Below are 20516 nucleotides of genomic sequence, written 5' to 3'. Positions count from 1 at the left end.
TGTTTTATATTAAAATAAGACAATTCTAAATTCAGGAGTCATATTATGCAATTTCTTCTTGTAAATAATAATCCAGCAGTATCTAGACTAATAACACTAAGCGTAGAAAAACTAGGTTTTAGTATCGATGAAATTTCAAGCTTTGAAGAACTAACAGATAAAAACTATGATATAGTTTTTGTTGATGATGAACAGTATTCAAAAGAAGCTATTGATGAAGCAATAACTTCACAAATTTCAAAAAACTTTGTTTTTATTGGTAAAAAAGGAAGTCAAAAACCAGAAAATATGGGCTCGATGCTAGAAAAGCCATTTTTACCAACAGATTTTATGGATTTAGTAGCAAGGATAGATAGTGAAAAAGATGATGAATTTCCTATGGAAGAAGAGATAGAAAATGAAGAGTTACAAGAAGATATAAACGAAGATATTAGTGATACAAGCGAAGAAAATTTAGAAGAAATGGATAATTTGGACGAAGAAGACCTTGAAATTCCTGAGATTGAAGGTTTAGATGATGATGTTTTGATGGATCCAAAAGCTGATGAAGAAGAAGTCGAAGAAGATATTAAACTTGATAGCGAAGAAGAAACTATGAGCGAAGAAAGTTTAGAGATAGAACCTGAAGAAAATATTGAAGAAAATTTAGAAAATGAAGAGGAAGAAGATTTAGGAATTGGTTTAGAAGATGAAGATGAAGATGTAGATGATTTAATAGGAGATGAAGAATTAGGTTCAATCCTAGATAGTGAAGATATCGATGAAGTAAAACAGTTACTTGAAGAAGATGAGCTTGAAAGCAAAGAGTCATCAGATGAACTATTAGGTAGTATAGATGATTTAGATCTCCAGGTGGATGATAAAGAATATAAGGTTGAAGATTTTAATATGCCTGAGAGTGATGAAGAAATTAATGATGAATTAGTAGATAATTTTGAACTAAGTGATGATAGTGAAGTTAAAGAAGAAGAATTATTAAATAGTGAAGAAGAAGAAACTGAACAGCTTGATTTATCTGATGATATTTTAGAAGAGGATTTATCAGAGGAATTAGACTTGCAAGATGATGATATGAAAGAAGATTTAGAAGAAGAATTAGATGTTCAAGAAGATAGCTTAGATGAAGAAACATTCGGAGAGATTGAAGATATAACTGACGAAGAAGAAAATGCAGATGATGACAAGGCTGATGTTTTAGATGAAGAAGAAAAACTAGAAGAAAATGACACAGTAGATTTTGATTTAGGAGATATGGAAGAGAAACTCTCAGAAATAGAAGTCGAAGAAGATATCTCACAAACTATTGAAGAAAATGTTGATGAAGAGGATTTTGAGCTTGAATTAGATGAAGATTTAGAAAATACTTCTTTAGATGAATTAGAATCATCATTGGATGAACAAATAGAAAATTCAAATGAAGATATAACTTCAATAGATGATTTAGATGAAGGAACGATACTAAGTGCTTTAGGAAAAGAAGTTGATTTTGCCAAAGAAGATGTAGATGAGTTTGAAGAAACACAGGAAGAAAGTGTTGTAGATGAAAATGAACCAGTAGAGAAAAACTTAGAAGAAGAGATAAAAGAAAAAGTTGCTAGTAGTGTAAAAGAAGCACTACAAAGTAGCTCTATAAAAGAAGCACTAAAAGGACTAAAAGTAAATGTTACAATATCATTTGATGAAGAAAATTAATTATGTTTTTAAGAAATAAGATTATGAAGATTTTTCTAGGCGACAGCCTAAGCTTTCTCAAAGAGAGTGATTTGCTAACGCAAACCGCGTTGCTTCACAAGAGTGAGAGGAATTTAACTTGGGCTTTCACAGAAACTTTTCGTTACACGAAATCGCATTTGCTAGTTTTGTTCAAGTTAAAGGAGACATTAAAAAAGAAACATACGACCGCAAGGTTGTGCTTCAGTGAGAGGAATTTAACTTGGGCTTTGCTCAAGTTAAAGGAGACAGTCAAATGAAAGGGAGCATGCTAATCATCTCAGGCCCAAGTGGTTCAGGAAAAAGTTCACTGATGAGTGAAATGTTAAGCCAGATAGAAAATGTTTATTTTTCTATATCTACAACAACAAGAGAGATAAGAGATGGCGAAAAAGATGGAGTTAATTACTACTATATAACAAAAGAAGAATTTGAAAAAGATATAGAAGATGGAATGTTCTTAGAGTGGGCAAAAGTTCATGATAACTATTATGGAACATCACTAAAGCCAATACTAAAATCTCTTTATGAAGGTAAACTTGTGGTTTTTGATATAGATGTTCAAGGACATAAAATCGCTAGAGAAAAATTTGGTAATTTAATCACTTCTGTTTTTATAACAACTCCAAACCAAGAAATTTTAAAAGAAAGATTAGTTAAAAGAGGAACTGATTCACAAGAAGTAATTGAGAGAAGACTAAACAATGCAGTTTTTGAAATGACTAGAATCAAAGAGTATGATTACTTACTAATAAATGATGAGTTTGAAACTACGTTAAAAAAGCTAAAATCCATAGCAATTGCAGCAAAGTGTAAAGTAAGTTCAATGGATTCAGACGAATTTATTAGCTCATGGATAGCTACTTAAGGAAAAAATGGTATAATTACCAGATTTAAATTTTGAAAATTCAAAGGAGATAGTATGGGCGTTCCTAGTATGCCAGAACTACTTATAATTTTAGCAATCGTTGTATTGTTGTTTGGAGCAAAAAAGATTCCTGATCTTGCAAAAGGTATTGGAAAAGGTATAAAAAGTTTTAAAAAAGAGATGCAAGATGATGAAGTTGCAAGCTCTGAAGATAAAATAGAAAATAAAGACGAGAGTGCATCTGCTACTAAGGTAGAAGAAAAAAAAGAAGCGTAAGTAGGCGTTGAATTGAAAAAACGAGTTGTAGAAGCTATAAATAAAGTTTTAAAAAGAGAGTTTGTTTTAGAAAAGCCAAAAGATCTCTCTTTTGGTCATTATGCAACCCCAATTGCATTTTCTCTTGCTAAAGAGTTGAAAAAATCTCCAATACTAATAGCAGATGAACTTTGTAAAGAGTTTGAAAATAGTACGATATTTAAAGAAGTTACATCTTTAAAAGGCTATATAAACTTTAAACTAAGTGAAGAGTTTTTAGATGAGTATGCAACTTTTGCGATTACAAACGAGTCTGATTTTGGAAGATCACAAAAAGACAAAACAATTCTTTTAGAATATGTAAGTGCAAACCCAACTGGTCCGTTGCATATAGGACATGCTAGAGGCGCTATATTGGGAGATTCACTTTGTAGGATTGGAAATCATATAGGCTATAAAATCACTAGCGAGTACTATGTAAATGATGCAGGAAGTCAAATAGAGATGCTTGGCCTTTCTATCTATTTAGCTGGTAGAGAACATATTTTACAAACTGAAGTCAAATGGCCTGATGAATTTTACAGAGGCGAATATATAGTAGATCTAGCATATGAAGCTTCAAAAGAGTTTGGAAAAGATATATTTAAAGAAGAAAAAAATATAGCAAAGCTATCATCTTGGGGAAAAGATAAGATGTTAGAGCTTATCAAATCCAATTTAAGAGATGTTGGGATTGAATTTGATCAATTTGTTAGTGAAAAATCACTCTATGATAAATGGGATGATAGTTTTAAAAAACTTGAGCAATCTGGAAAAACATATGAAAAAGATGGAAAAGTGTGGATTGCTTCAAGTGAAGCTGGAGATGAAAAAGATAGAGTTGTTGTAAGAGAAGATAAAAGACCAACATATTTAGCTGGTGATATAATCTATCATGACAATAAATTTCAAAGAAAGTATGATCACTACATAAATATTTGGGGTGCAGATCATCACGGCTATATTGCAAGAGTAAAAGCAGCTATCAAATTTTTGGGTTATGATGAAAGTAAATTAGAAGTGATTTTGGCTCAAATGGTTTCACTTTTAAAAGGTGGTGAGCCTTATAAGATGAGCAAAAGAGCTGGTAATTTTATCTTGATGAGTGATGTTGTAAAAGATGTAGGAAGTGATGCTCTTAGATTTGTTTTTTTAAGCAAAAAAAGCGACACTCATCTTGAGTTTGATGTAGATATGTTCAAACAAGAAGATAGCTCAAACCCAATTTTCTATATTAATTACGCACATGCCAGAATAAATCAAGTGTTCAATAAAAGTGGTAAGAGTGCCAACGATATAAAAGATGTTAAATTAGAAAATCTAAGCGAAGAAGGTGCAAATCTTTTATATAGTGCTCTTTTACTTCCTGAAGTATTAGAAGATGCTTTTGAAAGTCGACAACTACTAAAACTAACAGAATATTTAAAAACCCTAGCAAGTGCATTTCATAAATTCTACAATGAAAATAGAGTTGTAGGAAGTGATGAAGAAGATAAACTACTCAAACTATTTGCTATGGTAGCAGTGAGCCTAAGAACGGGCCTAAACCTCATAGGAATAAAAGCAAAATCTAAAATGTGAGAACCGTAATAAAAGCCAACTGCTTGGCTTTTATAGGTTCGAAACCGAAATGGTATGTGAGCCTGCGAACATCCATGCAGGCCAAGAGTAATAAAAGCCAACTGCTTGGCTTTTATAGGTTCGAAACCGAAATGGTATGTGAGCCTGCGAACATCCATGCAGGCCAAGAGTAATAAAAGCCAACTGCTTGGCTTTTATAGGTTCGAAACCGAAATGGTATGTGAGCCTGCGAACATCCATGCAGGCCAAGAGCGTAATTTCTCTAGTAGCACACTAAAATCAAGGCTTGATAGTAGTAAGACCAGCAAGTGTCCAGTTGTACATACCACCTCTTGAGTTTCTCACTTCTAAAACCTTAATTTTCAATTTCCCTAAATTAAGGGGTTTATAAATGTTTATCAACCTAAATTAGGGTGTCCCAAGCTAAAAGCTGATACAATTTAACTATGTTTGTTCGTCAGAAAAAAAATAAAAGTGGTAGTATTAGTATTCAGATAATTTCTAAAAGTAAAGGTAAATATAAAGTAGTTGAAACTATAGGTTGTAGTAAAAATAATTATGAGATAGAAAAGTTATTAAAACAAGCCAATGAGAGATTATTAGAACTAGAGCCAAATCTATTTGATTTTGTTAAATATCAAGAGAAAAAACATAAGTTAACAAACAAAGATATTAGAGTTATTGGTGATGAACTTATATTTGGAAAACTTTTTTCAGATATTGGATGTAAAAATATTTCATTTATAAAAACTAAAGACTTAGAACTATTTAAAGCTTTAGTAATATCAAGATTGTTATATCCAGGAAGTAAACTCTATCTAATTGATTACTATCATATTTATAAAAAGCAAAATATAGATAAAAATAAGATCTATAGATTTATGGATACCATTTGCAAAGATGATTTAAAATTTAAAATCCAAAAGTGTATATTTGAACATACTAAGAAAATCATGAATGATACTATCACAGTTACTTTTTATGATGTTACAACACTATACTTTGAGTCTGAGAGTGAAGATGATCTTAGGCGAATAGGATTTAGTAAAGAAGGAAAACTGGCACGTCCTCAGATACAATTAGGATTGTTTACAACACTGCAAGGGTATCCATTATCCTATGAAGTGTATGAGGGTAATAAATATGAGGGGCATACGCTAATAGATATCTTACAAAACTTTCAAAAGAAATTTAATATAAAAACTAAACCAATAGTAGTAGCTGATAGAGGAATGCTAAATAATGATAATATTGCTTATTTAGAAAACAATAACTACAAATATATAATAGCAGCTAAAATTAAAAATATATCTAATGATTTAAAAGAGCAAATATCAAATTTAACTTTTTTAAATGATGGTGTCACTCATACTATTGAAATAAATCAAAAAATAAAATACAAAGATAAGAGTGATAAAAAGACTATAAATACCAAACAAAGACTTATTCTAACATATTCATCAAAAAGAGCTAAAAAGGATAAATATACAAGACAAAAAGCTCTTGAAAAGATTAAAGCCAAACTATCTAAAAATATCAATAAAAGTGATCTTAAATTATCATATTATGCAAAATACCTTGATATAGATGAAAAATGTGATATCAAATATAAACTTAATCAAGCAAAAATATCTGAGGATGAAAAACTAGATGGTGTTAAGGGATTTATTACAAATGATTTTAACCTTAAAGCAAATGAAGTTATTGAACACTATGCTAATCAATATGATGTAGAAAAAGCATTTAGAATATCTAAAACTGATCTTAAAATTAGGCCTATATATCACAGGCTAGAAACAAGAATTAAAGCTCATATCCTAATATCATTTGTTTCTTATGCAATATATAAAGAATTTGAAAGAAAAATCAAACAATCTAATATTGATATAAAATTTAAACTCACATTTGATCATATTAAAACAATGTATGGTTATAAAACTCCATATGGTATCGAACCATTACAAATGGATGAAATTCAACAAAAAATTTATGATGCTATTTATCTCAAATGAAAATTTGGGTGTCCTATGAGAAACTCAGGAAAATAGAGTTGTAGGAAGTGATGAAGAAGATAAACTACTCAAACTATTTGCTATGGTAGCAGTGAGCCTAAGAACGGGCCTAAACCTCATAGGAATAAAAGCAAAATCTAAAATGTGAGAACCGTAATAAAAGCCAACTGCTTGGCTTTTATAGGTTCGAAACCGAAATGGTATGTGAGCCTGCGAACATCCATGCAGGCCAAGAGTAATAAAAGCCAACTGCTTGGCTTTTATAGGTTCGAAACCGAAATGGTATGTGAGCCTGCGAACATCCATGCAGGCCAAGAGTAATAAAAGCCAACTGCTTGGCTTTTATAGGTTCGAAACCGAAATGGTATGTGAGCCTGCGAACATCCATGCAGGCCAAGAGCGTAATTTCTCTAGTAGCACACTAAAATCAAGGCTTGATAGTAGTAAGACCAGCAAGTGTCCAGTTGTACATACCACCTCTATACCATAGTAATTTTTCTTTTGGATATCCGATTTTTATAAGATTTTTTATCGCAGCTGGAGATTGCAAGCACCATGCTCCATTACAAAATAGCAGTAATGTTTTTGCATGTGAAAAGTCATACTTACTATTTTCTACACTAACTCCAATTTTATCAAGTACATCTTCAAACTCATCTGGAGCTTTTATAGGATCAAAGCTTTTAAAAGGTATATTTATAGCTCCTGGGATCGTACTTTTTAAAAACCAGTTTAATGTTCTAGCATCTATCAAAAGTAGATTCTCATCATTTTGAGCTTTTTTGATAAACTCGATTACTTCTAATTCACCATAAGTTTCTATGTCTTTGTCGATTTTTATCGGAGATAATTTTCCGATGGTAGTTGTAAAAGTTTTTTTGCATTTATCTGGAACTGAGGCATTTGCAAAATCACCACCCCAAATTGTATTTGGATTTACTCTAACACTTCTACACTCTTCATTTTGTATTCTAGTGATAGTGATATTTTTTTTGTTTTCTTCAAAGTCAAAATACTTAACTTTAACTCCTTCTCCTTTTAAATCAAGCTGATTTGCATTTAAAAATACACTTACAGCCATCATTAATACTATCAATTTTTTCATCACAGCTCCTTTTGATTGGTAATAAATCTTATAATAAGAATTATCAATCAACAATTATGAAAAAAAATTAATTGTAAAAATTTATAAAAGTTACAAAAAAGTGATTTTTTAAGTGAGAGGATAGTTTTGAGCTAGAATCAATCTTCTAGCTCTGCTCTTATTTTTTTAAGTTCATTTTCTCTTTGATTCAAAAACTCTTCTATGTCATATTTTGATCTATAGTGTTGTGACATAAGATGTATCAGTATATCACCTAAGTCTATTACTATCCATTCATTATCATCGTCTATATTTAAAAACTCTTCTTCATTTTTTAGACCTTTTTTTAAATCATCTAAAAGTGCTAGACCATGTCTTTGCCCCATTGTAGTTGCAATTACCACTTGTTCAACAAAGTAGTCTTTGCCCTTCATATCAAAGATTTGAATATTTTCAGCTTTTTTACTATCTAAAATAGTAACTATCTTTTCAATTCTTTTTTCCATTTTTATCCTTGTATAGTATTTTTTTATTTCTTCTTTAAGAGTATTTGGTAGAAATTTATCATCTATTTTTTCTCGTAAGTTTGAAGAGCTGATATTAACATTTATTGACAATTTTTTCAAGTCTTTTGGTATATTTATTTCATCTCTTGAAGCAACTACAAAAGTTACAAGTTTTTTTAACTCCTCATAATCTTTCCACTTATCCAAACTTTCAAGATTATCAGCTCCGATAATTAGATATATTTTTTCTATATCTTTGTATTTTTCTTTTACATGTAAAACTGTTTTTATACTTGGAGTTGGTTTGTTTTGTTCTATCTCATAATCTAAAATTTCAATTCTTTCATGACCAAACAAGGCCTTTTGAAGCCATTTTAGTCTCAAATCAGCAGGAGCAAACGAGTTTTTTTTAAAAGGGTTTAGATACGCAGGAACAACAAAAAGTTTATTTACATGTAAAGATTTTAAAGCTTCATCTATAATCGCTAAGTGTCCTACATGTAAAGGATCAAAGGACCCACCAAAAATTGCTATTTTCATTGCCATCCTTTTAAGATATGTGTAATTATATCAAACAATTAAACTAGTTTTTCTTTTAAAAAAGTTAATATATAACAAAAATATCACAAGGAGTTATGATGAGATATTTTAATTTTTTATTTATTAGTTTGTTTGTTTTACTAAGTAGTATTGATGCCAAAGATATGATTAGCAAAGAGCAGTGCTTAAGTAGAGGAGATAATTTCATCTTTGTAGCTAGTGAATGCATTGAATTTCACGAAGCAGTAGCAGATAGAAAAGGGTTTATAAATATCATAGTTCATGGAACATGGAAAGAAGGCATAAATATACTTGGAAGGTATACAAGCTTTGCAGATGATTTGGCGATCCAGACAGATATAACTACAATCGCAATTGCTCTTCCTGGATACTCTTCATCTTCTACAAATCATTTTCCAGCACTATCTCACGAAGGAGTTAAAAACCTAGCTTCTACAAAAGAATATATAGATTTTTTAGCAAAAATAATAGAGCATTTAAAGAAAAAGTATAATGCAAAAGTCCTAAACTACATAGGACATTCAGCAGGAGCAGCGATGGGTGCAACACTCATCGGATACAAACCAAAGCTCATAACAAATCTTGTTAGTGTTGGAGGGTATTATGATATACATAAAAGAAGTAAAGATAACGATTTGATTTTGGCGGTAGATTTTTTAGATCAAATAGATAAAAATAGTAAAATCTTACTAATATATGGAGAAAAAGATAAAATCTCCAAGCCTTCTGCAACAAAAGAGTTCTACAACTTTGCCAAATCAAAAGGAGTACATGTAAAGTTAGTTGAAGTAAAAAATGGCGTTCACTTAGACCTTGATATGAGTGATACTTCGGTAGAAAATATAGTTGAGTTTTTGGAATAAAACTATAATCTAGTGAACATAATTTTAGTTTTAAACTTTCTTATACCTCCTTTTAGGTAAAATGTCTACATTTTATACTTGGTGACAAAGGAAAAATTATGGCATTAAAAGTTGCGATCAATGGGTTTGGAAGAATTGGTAGATGTGTTGCTAGAATCATAGATAGTAGAGATGATGTTGAACTTGTTTGTGTAAATGATACAGCAAAAAGAGAGATGACTGAACAGTTGTTAAAATACGACAGTGTACATGGTAGCTTTGATGGAGTGGTTAAGACTTTAGATGAAGATTATATGCAAATTGGAAAGTCAAAAGTTAAAATGTTTTCAACTAGAGATCCAAAAGAGTTAAACTTTGTGGATTATGGAGTTGATATTGTTTTAGAGTGTACTGGAGCATTTTTAACTCAGGAAAAAGCACAAGTTTTTATAGATCAAGGGATTAAAAAGGTACTATTTTCAGCGCCAGCAAAAGATAGCGATACTCCAACATTTGTTATTGGTGTAAATGAGCATGAATACAAAGGGCAAAGCATAGTTTCAAATGCTAGTTGTACAACAAACTGTCTTGGACCTATTGCAAAAGTTTTAGATGATGCTTTTGGGATAGACAAAGGTCTTATGACAACAATTCATGCTTATACAAATGATCAAAATATACTTGATGTTAAGCACTCAAAAGATTTAAGAAGAGCAAGAGCAGCTGCAGTTAATATGATACCAACTACAACAGGTGCTGCAAAAGCTATAGGCTTGGTACTTCCTCAGCTTCAAGGAAGACTTCATGGTCAAAGTGTAAGAGTTCCTACTCCAAATGTTAGTATGGTTGATTTAAATGTACTAGTTAAAAAAGATACATCAATAGAAGAGATAAATGCTCTTTTAAAAGAAAAAGCTGAAAATGAGTTAAAAGGCATATTACTAGTTGATGAAGAGTATAGAGTTTCACAAGATTTTCAAACAAGCTCTTATAGCTCAGTAGTAGCAGCTGATCTTACTCAAGTGATAGCTGGAAATATGGTTAAAGTAATGTCTTGGTATGACAATGAGTGGGGTTACTCAAACCGCCTAATCGATATGGCACTTCATATTAGCAAATAAGGATAGATATGATTCGTTCAATCCGTGATTTGGATATAGAAAATAAGAGAGTTTTTATAAGATGTGATTTTAATGTTCCTTTGGATGAGTTTTTAAATATCACTGATGATAGAAGAGTTCGTTCAGCAATTCAGACTATTAGATACTGTTTAGACCATAACTGCTCGGTTATATTAGCTAGCCACCTAGGTCGTCCAAAAGGTGTAGTAGATGCTAAGCTTTCTTTGGAGCCTGTTTTTAAAAGACTCGCTAGAATTTTGAATTGTGAAGTTAAGTTTTCTAAAGATGTGGTTGGAGAAGATACAAAAAAACATCTAGAAGAACTTCAAAATGGAGAAGTTTTACTTTTAGAAAATCTTAGATTTGAAAAGGGTGAGACTAAAAATGACGAAGAGTTTGCTAAAAAATTAGCAGATATGTCAGAAATTTATATCAATGATGCTTTTGGTGTTTGTCACAGAGCTCATGCATCTGTTGAAGCAATTACTAGATTTTTTGATGAAAAGCATAGTGCTGCTGGATTTTTACTTCAAAAAGAGATAGAGTTTTCAAAAAATTTACTAAAAAAACCAACTAGACCATTTGTAGCTGTCGTTGGAGGTAGCAAAGTTAGTGGGAAACTTCAAGCTCTTACAAATCTTTTACAAAGAGTAGATAAGATCATCATCGGTGGGGGAATGGCTTTTACATTTTTAAAAGCACAAGGATATGATATAGGAAATTCATTGGTTGAGGATGAGCTTATCCCTGAAGCTCTTAGGGTTTTGGATGAAGCTAGAAAATTAGGCGTTAAATTGTACCTACCTGTTGATGTTGTTGCTGCTCAAACATGTTCTAGTGACTCAACTATCAAGTTTGTAACTACTCAAGAGATACCAAAAGGATGGATGGGATTAGATATAGGACCAGCTTCAGTTAGACTTTTTAGAGAAGCACTTAATGATGCTCAAACTATACTTTGGAATGGTCCTATGGGTGTTTTTGAACTTGAGAAGTTTTCAAAAGGTAGTATCAAAATGTCTCATACTATTGCAGAAGCTCACGCCACAACTGTTGTAGGAGGTGGTGATACAGCTGATGTTGTAGCAAGAGCTGGTGATGCTGATGAGATGACCTTTATCTCTACTGGTGGAGGAGCTAGTTTAGAGCTTATAGAAGGAAAAGATCTTCCTGGTGTTAAGCCTCTTTATAACAAGGAAGAAGAATGATAATTGCTTCAAATTTTAAAACAAACCATACAAGAAAGAGTACAAAAGAGTTTGTAAAAAGGGTAAATGACTTTGCAAAAGATACTAATGTAGAAGTTAGGATTTATCCACCTTTTAGCGCCCTTGATTGTTTTGATGTAAGTAAAAACATAAAAGTAGGTACTCAAAATTTTTATCCAGTTCAAAATGGCTCATATACAGGCGAAATTGGCTTTGAGCAACTTGAAGAGTTTGAGATTGAAACAGTTCTTATAGGTCACTCTGAAAGACGACATATCCTAAACGAGTCAAACGAATTTATAAAAAATAAGTTTGATGAAGCAAAAAAGAAAAATTTAGAGATTGTATTTTGTATAGGTGAACCAAAAGAAGTTAGAGAAGCTGGTTTGAGTGCTGTTATGGATTATCTTTGGAAGCAGTGTGATGGAATTGATTTGGATTATGAAAATCTAGTTGTGGCTTATGAGCCAGTTTGGGCGATAGGAACTGGGTTAAGTGCTAGTATCAATGACATTGATGAGACTTTAACTTCTCTTAGAAAAAAGATTAAAAAACCACTTCTTTATGGAGGAAGTGTAAAAGTTGAAAATGTTGCAGATATACTAAGTATAGAAAATTGTGATGGAGTCTTAGTAGGAACTGCTAGCTGGAAAGTTGAATCATTTTGCAAGATGATAGAAGCTGCAAAGTAGGAGTAAATTAAAATGATAATGAAAGGTAAAAAAGGTTTAATAGTTGGGATTGCAAATAATAAATCAATAGCTTATGGAATCGCAAAAGCGTGTAAAGCTCAAGGTGCTGAACTTGCATTTACATACCTAAATGAACAATTAGAAAAAAGAGTAAGACCAATTGCACAAGAATTTGGAAGTGAAGCTGTTTATGAACTAGATGTAAACAAGCCTGAACATTTAAGTGAGTTGACAAAGTCAATAGAGAAAGATTTTGGAAAGATTGATTTTCTTGTTCACTCCGTTGCTTTTGCACCTAGAGAAGCTTTAGATGGTGATTTTATAGATACTTCTAAAGAGGCTTTCGATGTTGCTATGGGAACTTCTGTTTACTCTTTGGTTTCACTTAGTAGAGCCATAATGCCTGTTATGAATGATGGTGGCTCAATCCTTACTTTAACATATCTTGGAGGTCCTAAGTATATACCGCATTATAATGTCATGGGTGTAGCAAAAGCTGCACTTGAAGCTAGTGTTAGATACTTAGCAGTTGATTGTGGTAAAAGAGGCATAAGAGTAAATGCTATAAGTGCAGGACCTATTAAAACTTTGGCAGCTAGTGGGATAGGTGATTTTAGAATGATTTTAAATTGGAATGAGATAAACTCACCACTTGGTAGAAATGTTACGACTGATGAAGTAGGAAACTCTGGAATGTATCTATTAAGCGACCTATCAAGCGCAGTTACTGGTGAAATTCATTATGTAGATAGTGGATATAATATCATGGGAATGGGTTTGGCTATCGAAGATGAAGATGGCAAAACCGCATTAGCTTGGGATTTAAAGAAAAAATAATGCTAAACATAGCGCTACAAAAAATCGCATATGTAGTGCTTATGCTTTTTATAATATGTGTGATTTCATTTGGAGCAATTCATCTTGCTCCAAATTCTTTTTTTGCAAGTGGTGAATTGAATCCCAATATAACTCCTGAATCAATCGAACAGTTAAAAAAAGTTTATGGACTTGACAAATCACTACTTGAGCAGTTTATATCTTGGCTAAAGGCTGTTGTTCATCTTGATTTTGGAATCTCTTTCGCAAGTGGTCTTAGTGTAAAAGATGAGATTTTATCGCGCCTTCCTATAACGCTTCTTTTAAATATAATATCTTTGGTATTTGTTTTTTCGATTTCTATGTATCTTGGTGTTAAATCTGCTTTTAATCAAGGAAAGAAGTTTGATAAATTTACGAAGCAATTTTCTTTAATCTCTTATGCTATGCCTTCTTTTTATCTTGCACTTTTACTTGTCATAATCTTTAGTGTAGAGTTTAATTGGTTTCCTATCTCAGGGCTTCACTCTGTTGATGTAAAAAAAGGCACTTTTGAATACTATCTTGATTTTGTATGGCACTTGGTTTTGCCTATTTTTGTTATGGTATTTGGTGGTATTGGAAGTTTAAGTATGTATATAAGAAGTTTGACTTTGGGAGTTTTAAAGAGTGATTATATCACTTTTGCAATTTCAAGAGGGATTGAAGGAAGAAAGCTTTTTAGGTACTTTATATTGCCAAATATCTCACCACCAATCATTACAATACTTGGCCTTTCACTTCCAGGATTGATAGGAGGAAGCGTTATACTTGAGTCGATTTTTGCTATCAATGGTATGGGCTTACTGTTTTATCAAAGTGCGTTAAGTAGAGATTATCCAGTTATCATGGGTATACTTATAATCTCTGCATTTTTAACTCTACTTGGAAATATCATAGCTGATTTGATTCTTTTAAAACTAAATCCACACTTTAAGCGTTCACAAAAATAATGCTACTTTAGTAGCAGAAAAGTTGAGTAAAATAGACTAAAATTCCATCAAAAAAAGAAAGGATGGAAAATGAAGAAATTAGTTATATCACTAGTTACTGCAACATTACTTTGTGGAACTTCGATTATGGCTCAAACTTCAAATGAAGTTGAAAATAATGCTGTAAAAATTGCAAAAGCTGAGGCTAAAGATGCAAATGTAAAGATTGTTAAAGAAGCACTAAATTCAGTTAAATTAACAAAAAAAGTTTTAGTTGATCTTGAACATGGTAAAAAGAAAGAGGCTATTAAAGACTTAGAAAGTGCTATTGGAAAGCTAGAAGTTATTTTAGCAAAAAAAGATTCTCCAAAATTTTTGCCAATTGATGCTAGTGTAAATGCTTTTGAGTATGTTGGAGATAAAAAAAGTATAGAACAAAGTGTTGATATAGTTAAAGATTTACTTAGTGATGGAAAGGTTCAAGAAGCAAGAAAAATTCTAGATTCACTACAAAGTGAAATTGATGTTATCAGTATAAACTTACCACTTGGTTCATATCCAGATGCTTTGAAACTTGCAGCTAAGTATTTGCATGATGACAATGTAAAAGGTGCTAAAAATGTACTTTATACAGCACTAAATACAATGGTTCAAGACGTTATTGTACTTCCTCTTCCTCTTCTGAAAGCAGAGTCCCTAATAGATGCTGCAAGTAAAATTTCAAAAAAAGATAAAAATCAAGCTTTAAAACATTTAGAAGCTGCAAAAAAAGAATTAGAAGTTGCTGAAGCACTTGGTTATTTAAGTGATAGTGATGTGACTTACAAAATACTGAATGACAAAATAGAAGATACAGAAAAAGAGATAAAAGGGAAAAATAAAGCTGAAAAGCTGTTTGAAGATTTAAAAGAAAAATTTAAAAGCTTCAAAAAAAGCTGATAAGTTAGTATTTTACATGTAGAGATTTTTCTCTACATGTAAGGCTTATTTATTCTCCACCAAAAAGATTTGAAAGAGCATTTGGATCGTATTGTTTTTCACTTGATGTTGTAGATGATTTTCCCTCTAGCTCAACAAGCTCTATATCCATGCCAACAAGCATTGATGTTAGCCTTATGTTTATGCCACTTTTCCCAATAGCTTTTGATTTTTGATCACTAGGAAGAGTAACTATGGCTTTGTTGTTTTCTATTTTGACATTTGAGATAATTGCTGGGCTAAGTGCGCGTGAAATAAAAATCTCAGGAACACTAGAGTATTCAATACAGTCTATATTTTCTCCGTTTAATTCTTTGCTAACTGCATTTATCCTCATCCCTTTTGTTCCAACAGTTGCTCCAACTGCATCTATGTTTGGATGAAGTGAAGTAAGTGCTACTTTTGCTCTTTCTCCTGGAATTCTAGCGCTTGAATTGATAGTAATCATACCATCTTTTATCTCAGGAACCTCCATCTCTAAAAGAGCCTCTAAAAACTTAGGACTTGTACGAGATAGTTCTACATATATGCCTTGAGCTTTATCTATAAAGACTTTTCTAATGACAGCTTTTACAACATCACCAACCTTAAATTTTTCACCTTTTATTCTATTTTTTCTAGGCATTACAGCTCTAATTTCATCAAATTCTATATAAGTTGTTTCTTCACTATCAACTCTTGTTACTGTACCAAATACGCTTTTGCCTACCATATTTTTATATTTTTCAAAAATTTGGTTTTCCAATAGCCTTTGGATATGAAATTCTAACTCTCTTTGAAGTGTTGCAGCTGCAGTTCTTCCTAGATTGTCAAGTGGCAGTTCATAAGTAAGTTCATCTCCTATTTCAACTTTTGGGTGCTCTTCTTTTGCTTCACTTATGCCGATGTATTTGTCTTTTTCATCTTCTAATCTTTCATCATCATCAGTTACAACTAAGATTTTTTGATATAGTTTTAAAGTTTTTGTAGTTGTGTCTATCTCAGTTTCATAATCATAATCTTCACCATAAATTTTCTTAGCAGTTCTATTAAGAGCTATGCATACTGTGTTTTTTACATCTTCAATATCTAAATCTTTTTCATGAGCAATAGATTCAATAATATCTATAATTTTTTCCATAATATCCTCTTTTTTTAGGCATAATTAAAGCCTTTTGATTATCGCAATATAAAATTGTATGTGTGATTTTTAGGGATTGCGGGGAAGAATTTGAATTATATCTTAAATTTGCTTTTAGTTAGTTTAATACACAATTTATGGAAAAATTGTTATACTATCTAGTTAAACCCAAATAACAAAAGAGGAATATTGTATGGAATTAAAATTAGCAAGAACAGAATTAAACTCAAAACCAAAAAACATAACATTAGAAAAAGTTGAAGAGACTATTGCAAAAGAGGGACACAAAATATTTTATTTTGATAAAGAAAACTCTCATAAAGATTTAGTATCTTTAGTTGAACATTTTGAAGAAAAAGACTTTAGTGTGTACTTAAGAGAAGTTAAGTATGGCTTAGGTGAAGATGACTACATGTATGAAATCCATATCTTATAAAGGGCTAAATATTGAGTAAAAAACAACTTTATATTGAAACCCTTGGGTGTGCTATGAATACAAGAGATACAGAGCACATCATAGCTGAGCTAAGTTCTAAAGAGGATTATGAAGTTTGTAGTGATCCAAAACAAGCTGATTTAATCATGATAAACACTTGTAGTGTTAGAGAAAAGCCGGTTAATAAACTTTTTTCTGAGATTGGAGTTTTTAATAAGATAAAAAAAGATGGTGCAAAAATTGGAGTTTGTGGTTGTACTGCAAGCCATTTAGGCAATGAAATCATCAAAAAAGCACCAAGTGTTAGCTTTGTTCTTGGTGCTAGAAATGTCTCAAAAGTTGTAAAAGCAGTAAATACTGAAAAATTTGTAGATGTTGATATCAATTATGATGAGAGTACATATGTATTTGGAGATTATAGAAACTCAATCTATAAGGCATATATAAACATATCAATTGGATGTGATAAAAAATGTACTTATTGTATCGTTCCTCACACTAGAGGAGAAGAGATTTCAATCCCTCCTGAGTTGATTATAAAAGAGGTTCAAAAGGCAGCAAATAGTGGAGCTAAAGAAATCTTTTTGCTTGGACAAAATGTAAATAATTATGGAAGAAGATTTTCAACCAAAAGAGATTCAAAGATTGATTTTAGTGATTTATTGAATTTAGTAAGTGAAGTTGATGGCGTTGAAAGGATTAGATTTACATCTCCTCATCCTCTTCATATGGATGATAAATTTTTAGAAACTTTTGCAAATAATCCTAAGATTTGTAAATCAATGCATATGCCTTTACAAAGTGGCTCTAGTAAAATCCTAGAAGCTATGAAAAGAGGATATACAAAAGAGTGGTTTTTAAATAGAGCTTTAAAACTAAGAGAATTAGTTCCTGATGTATCTATTAGTACTGATATCATTGTGGCTTTCCCTGGCGAGAGTGAAGAAGATTTTGCAGATACTATGGATGTGATGGAAAAAGCTAGATTTGAGCAAATTTTTGCTTTTAAATACTCAAAAAGACCTTTAACCCCAGCTAGTGAATATGACAATCAAATCGATAGTGAGGTTGGCTCAAGAAGATTAAAAATGTTGCAAGATAGACAAGATGAAATCCTTGATGAAATTGCACAAAGTAGACAAGACAAGATTTATGATGTTTATTTTGAAGAGTTAAGAAACAATGGTATGGTAGCTGGAAGAGCTGATAATAACGCTTTAGTTCAAGTTGAAGGCAGTGAAGAATTGCTTGGAAAAACACTGAAAGTAAAGATTACAAACCCTAGGCGTTTGGCACTTTATGGGCAAATTGTTAAGTAAGACAAAAAGAAGAGCATTGGAGGTAAAGATTTTACCTCCGATTTTATATATACTTTTAAATCTTTTATACTTTACATGTAAAAAAAGATATCATTTTGATAAAAGTAAAGTTGTTGATTCTCCTTGTGTTTTTGTTTTTTGGCATGGGGAGTTGATGATGTTAGTTCAAGGTTATATTGATTATAGAAAATCAAAAAATATTGATACGATCGTTAGTGCCCATCACGACGGAGAAATTGCAACTAGACTTTTGACTTTATTTGGTGGAGGAACGATTAGGGGTAGCTCAACTAGAGGTGGTTTAAAAGCATTAGTTGAAGCTTTTAAATCTATAAAAAAAGGAAGAGATGTAGGTATTACTCCAGATGGTCCAAAGGGTCCAAGACATAGTGTTGCTGATGGTGCCGTGTTGATAGCTCAAAAGATGAAAGTGCCAATAGTTGCTATGAATGTAAATGCAAGCAGAGCCTGGAGAGCTAATAGCTGGGATAGATTTATGATACCAAAGCCTTTTTGTACTTTAGATTATTATTATGGTGATCCATTTTATATAAATGATTTAAGCTTAGAAGAAGCAAAAGAAAAGATAAAAAAGGAGTTAATGAAACATGCTTTCTAAAATAAAACTAATCCTTTTTGCAATTTTACTTTTAGCTGGAAGCTTTTTGTACTTTAACTCTAACTCTTCATATCAAGAATCTTTTGAAGCAAGAATTTACTATTTCCTAGGAAATTACCAAGCAGCATATGATTTGGCCAAAAAAGCATATGATAAAGACAAATATAACAAAATGGCAAATACTGTTTTAACCCAAAGTAAAATTGCTCTAGGTTATGAAAAGTATATTAAAACCGGCAATGAATATCTAGAAAAAATAAATAAAATCAGTACAAAGCAGGAATTAACTCAAGCTGATAAAACTAGAATCAAAATGATTTGTGAAGTTATGATAGATGATTATAACAATTTAAAATCATCTGTACTAACGGATAAAATATTAGTAAAAAACGCTAAAAAAATGCAAGAAAAGTTTCAACAACTCTATAATGAGCTATTTTAGGAACTTCTTTTGCTTTATTTTTGGTATAATAGTATCAATAAAATATAAAACTGGGGATTTATGTCGTTACTTAAAGCTGCTCAAAAGTATCTTCCAAATATATTTATATCAGTTGTTCAGACTAATTCGAACTGGACTGTTTATTCAAAACTGATAAAAAATGGCACTATCAAAGAGAAAATAGAAAAAACTTTTGAATCAACAAATTCTGAACAAATCCCTGTGAAAATGCAAGAATACTTGGAAAACTTGGAGCTTGAATATAACTTTTCTTATATTGCACTGTTTTTAAACTCTTTAGGACAAGGAGCTATAAAAGGTGTAAGTGCTGAAGATTTTCAAAAAAATAGTGTTGATATAAAAAATGTAACGCACTTTGCCATAGAAAATACCTGGTCGGTATATGCATCTTTCATAGATATAAATTGGTCTAAAAAACTTTTTAGTGATATTGGGCTTGATTTTATATATTCTCCTTTTATGATTATATATAGATTGATTGAATTGGAAAAAGCAAAAGATAAACCAACGATGTATATATTAAATCATGAAGATTGCATAAGTGTTGCAGTTTTCAATGGAAAATGTCTTGATTTTGGAGCATTTTTTAAAACTTCTACGGAAGATTCTTTAGAAAGTGACGAAGAAGAAAACTGGGAAGAAGAAAAAGAGGTTGAAGGTGTTGAAAATTTAGTTGAGTTAGATAGCCTTGGAGATGATGACATAGGTGGCATTGAAGAGTTAGATGATTTAAGTGAATTAGATGAACTAGGTGGTCTTGATGAAGATAAAGTTGATTTTGAAGATGTTGAAGAAGAGAAAAAAGATTTAGGTCATTTTGAATTAGAAGAGGTTGATGGAAGTGAGTTAGAGCTTTTTGGAAGAGATCTTAATGTATATAAATATATTTTAAACTCACTAAAAGAGTATTATAAAAACCCGATTTATGATAGCTCATTTATAGATACATTTGTTATATATGATGGATATGAGGTTAGTTCAGAACTACTTGATATGATAGAAAATGAACTTTTGATGGATGTAGAACTACATAAAATCAATATTCCTGAAATTGTATGTGACATGGCTATAAAAGAGGTGTTTAGATGAGATATAGTTTCATAACTCCTCGAAAAAAACATTTTTTTAGTATGTTTACTAAAGTGTGGTTGGTTTTTATATTTTCAGTTGTTATTTTATTGAATATGTTTAATTTATTTATTATATATAAAAATTCTGATTTTAAAAAAAGTACAAATGAGTTAAATCAAAACAGAATTCTTTTAGAAAAAGAGATTGAAAAGATAGATGAACAAACTGGGTTTATTTTAAGGCA

21 protein-coding genes and 1 pseudogene (1 of these 22 running past the window's edge) are annotated in these 20516 nt (G+C 31.2%); 19 read left to right on the top strand and 3 right to left on the bottom strand.

Annotation, left to right across the window (positions count from 1 at the left end):
• Positions 1 to 45 precede the first annotated feature (45 nt).
• The 6 genes and pseudogenes from ACKGJI_RS09200 to ACKGJI_RS09175 form a co-directional block, all read left to right on the top strand.
• Positions 46 to 1692, top strand: a complete 1647-nt coding sequence (locus tag ACKGJI_RS09200) for a hypothetical protein (protein ID WP_458699987.1) — start codon at positions 46 to 48, stop codon at positions 1690 to 1692.
• 274 nt (positions 1693 to 1966) lie between these two features.
• Positions 1967 to 2578 (top strand): guanylate kinase, encoded by a 612-nt coding sequence (gene gmk, locus ACKGJI_RS09195; RefSeq protein ID WP_458699986.1) that lies wholly within the window; start codon positions 1967 to 1969, stop codon positions 2576 to 2578.
• Positions 2579 to 2632: 54 nt separating this feature from the next.
• Positions 2633 to 2854 carry a twin-arginine translocase TatA/TatE family subunit gene (tatA, locus tag ACKGJI_RS09190; protein ID WP_458699985.1) on the top strand — a complete coding sequence of 74 codons (222 nt, stop codon included), beginning with the start codon at positions 2633 to 2635 and terminating at the stop codon, positions 2852 to 2854.
• A 12-nt stretch (positions 2855 to 2866) separates the two neighbouring features.
• The gene (argS, locus tag ACKGJI_RS09185) at positions 2867 to 4453 is read left to right on the top strand and encodes an arginine--tRNA ligase (RefSeq protein WP_458699984.1); all 1587 of its coding nucleotides are present in this window, start codon (positions 2867 to 2869) and stop codon (positions 4451 to 4453) included.
• Positions 4454 to 4899: 446 nt separating this feature from the next.
• Positions 4900 to 6465, top strand: coding sequence for an IS1634 family transposase (locus ACKGJI_RS09180; protein ID WP_458699983.1), 1566 nt, complete (start codon positions 4900 to 4902; stop codon positions 6463 to 6465).
• 28 nt (positions 6466 to 6493) lie between these two features.
• Positions 6494 to 6613 (top strand): annotated as a pseudogene (locus tag ACKGJI_RS09175) (DALR anticodon-binding domain-containing protein); the annotation flags it as partial.
• Between the two features lie 279 nt (positions 6614 to 6892).
• Here the strand turns inward: ACKGJI_RS09175 and ACKGJI_RS09170 are convergent.
• Positions 6893 to 7570: a rhodanese-like domain-containing protein gene (locus ACKGJI_RS09170; protein WP_458699982.1), complete on the bottom strand. Its 678-nt coding sequence runs from the start codon at positions 7568 to 7570 to the stop codon at positions 6893 to 6895.
• A gap of 137 nt (positions 7571 to 7707) precedes the next feature.
• Complete coding sequence (nadD, locus tag ACKGJI_RS09165; RefSeq protein ID WP_458699981.1) at positions 7708 to 8595, bottom strand: nicotinate (nicotinamide) nucleotide adenylyltransferase; 888 nt, start codon at positions 8593 to 8595, stop codon at positions 7708 to 7710.
• Positions 8596 to 8693: 98 nt separating this feature from the next.
• Here nadD and ACKGJI_RS09160 point away from each other — a divergent pair, with 98 nt between their 5' ends.
• From ACKGJI_RS09160 to ACKGJI_RS09130, 7 genes are all read left to right on the top strand, one after another.
• Complete coding sequence (locus ACKGJI_RS09160) at positions 8694 to 9479, top strand: alpha/beta hydrolase (protein ID WP_458699980.1); 786 nt, start codon at positions 8694 to 8696, stop codon at positions 9477 to 9479.
• Positions 9480 to 9577: 98 nt separating this feature from the next.
• The gene (gene gap, locus ACKGJI_RS09155) at positions 9578 to 10579 is read left to right on the top strand and encodes a type I glyceraldehyde-3-phosphate dehydrogenase (RefSeq protein ID WP_458699979.1); all 1002 of its coding nucleotides are present in this window, start codon (positions 9578 to 9580) and stop codon (positions 10577 to 10579) included.
• Between the two features lie 2 nt (positions 10580 to 10581).
• Positions 10582 to 11787, top strand: a complete 1206-nt coding sequence (locus ACKGJI_RS09150) for a phosphoglycerate kinase (RefSeq protein WP_458701721.1) — start codon at positions 10582 to 10584, stop codon at positions 11785 to 11787.
• Positions 11784 to 12479: a triose-phosphate isomerase gene (locus tag ACKGJI_RS09145; RefSeq protein ID WP_458699978.1), complete on the top strand. Its 696-nt coding sequence runs from the start codon at positions 11784 to 11786 to the stop codon at positions 12477 to 12479. The genes ACKGJI_RS09150 and ACKGJI_RS09145 overlap by 4 nt, the downstream gene beginning before the upstream one ends.
• A 12-nt stretch (positions 12480 to 12491) precedes the next feature.
• Positions 12492 to 13316, top strand: a complete 825-nt coding sequence (gene fabI / locus ACKGJI_RS09140) for an enoyl-ACP reductase FabI (protein WP_458699977.1) — start codon at positions 12492 to 12494, stop codon at positions 13314 to 13316.
• A complete protein-coding gene (locus tag ACKGJI_RS09135) occupies positions 13316 to 14287 on the top strand; it encodes an ABC transporter permease (RefSeq protein WP_458699976.1) in 972 nt (323 codons plus the stop codon). The genes fabI and ACKGJI_RS09135 overlap by 1 nt, the downstream gene beginning before the upstream one ends.
• Before the next feature lie 69 nt (positions 14288 to 14356).
• A complete protein-coding gene (locus ACKGJI_RS09130; protein ID WP_458699975.1) occupies positions 14357 to 15205 on the top strand; it encodes a YfdX family protein in 849 nt (282 codons plus the stop codon).
• 49 nt (positions 15206 to 15254) lie between these two features.
• Here the strand turns inward: ACKGJI_RS09130 and nusA are convergent, their stop codons facing one another.
• Positions 15255 to 16364 (bottom strand): transcription termination factor NusA, encoded by a 1110-nt coding sequence (nusA, locus tag ACKGJI_RS09125; RefSeq protein WP_458699974.1) that lies wholly within the window; start codon positions 16362 to 16364, stop codon positions 15255 to 15257.
• A 193-nt stretch (positions 16365 to 16557) separates the two neighbouring features.
• Here nusA and ACKGJI_RS09120 point away from each other — a divergent pair, with 193 nt between their 5' ends.
• The 6 genes in view from ACKGJI_RS09120 to ACKGJI_RS09095 are tightly spaced (at most 60 nt apart) and all read left to right on the top strand, a layout consistent with a single transcriptional unit that may run on beyond the window.
• A complete protein-coding gene (locus tag ACKGJI_RS09120; protein WP_458699973.1) occupies positions 16558 to 16800 on the top strand; it encodes an HP0268 family nuclease in 243 nt (80 codons plus the stop codon).
• Positions 16801 to 16811: 11 nt separating this feature from the next.
• Positions 16812 to 18119: a tRNA (N6-isopentenyl adenosine(37)-C2)-methylthiotransferase MiaB gene (miaB, locus tag ACKGJI_RS09115; RefSeq protein ID WP_458699972.1), complete on the top strand. Its 1308-nt coding sequence runs from the start codon at positions 16812 to 16814 to the stop codon at positions 18117 to 18119.
• Positions 18100 to 18738 carry a lysophospholipid acyltransferase family protein gene (locus ACKGJI_RS09110; RefSeq protein WP_458699971.1) on the top strand — a complete coding sequence of 213 codons (639 nt, stop codon included), beginning with the start codon at positions 18100 to 18102 and terminating at the stop codon, positions 18736 to 18738. Before miaB ends, ACKGJI_RS09110 begins: the two co-directional genes overlap by 20 nt.
• Positions 18728 to 19180, top strand: a complete 453-nt coding sequence (locus ACKGJI_RS09105) for a hypothetical protein (protein ID WP_458699970.1) — start codon at positions 18728 to 18730, stop codon at positions 19178 to 19180. The genes ACKGJI_RS09110 and ACKGJI_RS09105 overlap by 11 nt, the downstream gene beginning before the upstream one ends.
• A gap of 60 nt (positions 19181 to 19240) precedes the next feature.
• Positions 19241 to 20290: a hypothetical protein gene (locus ACKGJI_RS09100; RefSeq protein ID WP_458699969.1), complete on the top strand. Its 1050-nt coding sequence runs from the start codon at positions 19241 to 19243 to the stop codon at positions 20288 to 20290.
• Positions 20287 to 20516, top strand: the start of a protein-coding gene (locus ACKGJI_RS09095) for a hypothetical protein (RefSeq protein WP_458699968.1). The gene runs 289 nt beyond the window's last position; 230 of the gene's 519 nt are visible here — the first part of the coding sequence; its start codon is at positions 20287 to 20289; its stop codon lies beyond the right edge, outside the window. The genes ACKGJI_RS09100 and ACKGJI_RS09095 overlap by 4 nt, the downstream gene beginning before the upstream one ends.

This window comes from Sulfurospirillum sp. 1307, from assembly GCF_054408545.1.
The sequence above is the reverse complement of the archived record's forward strand: the minus strand, read 5'-3'. Positions and strand labels throughout refer to the sequence as shown.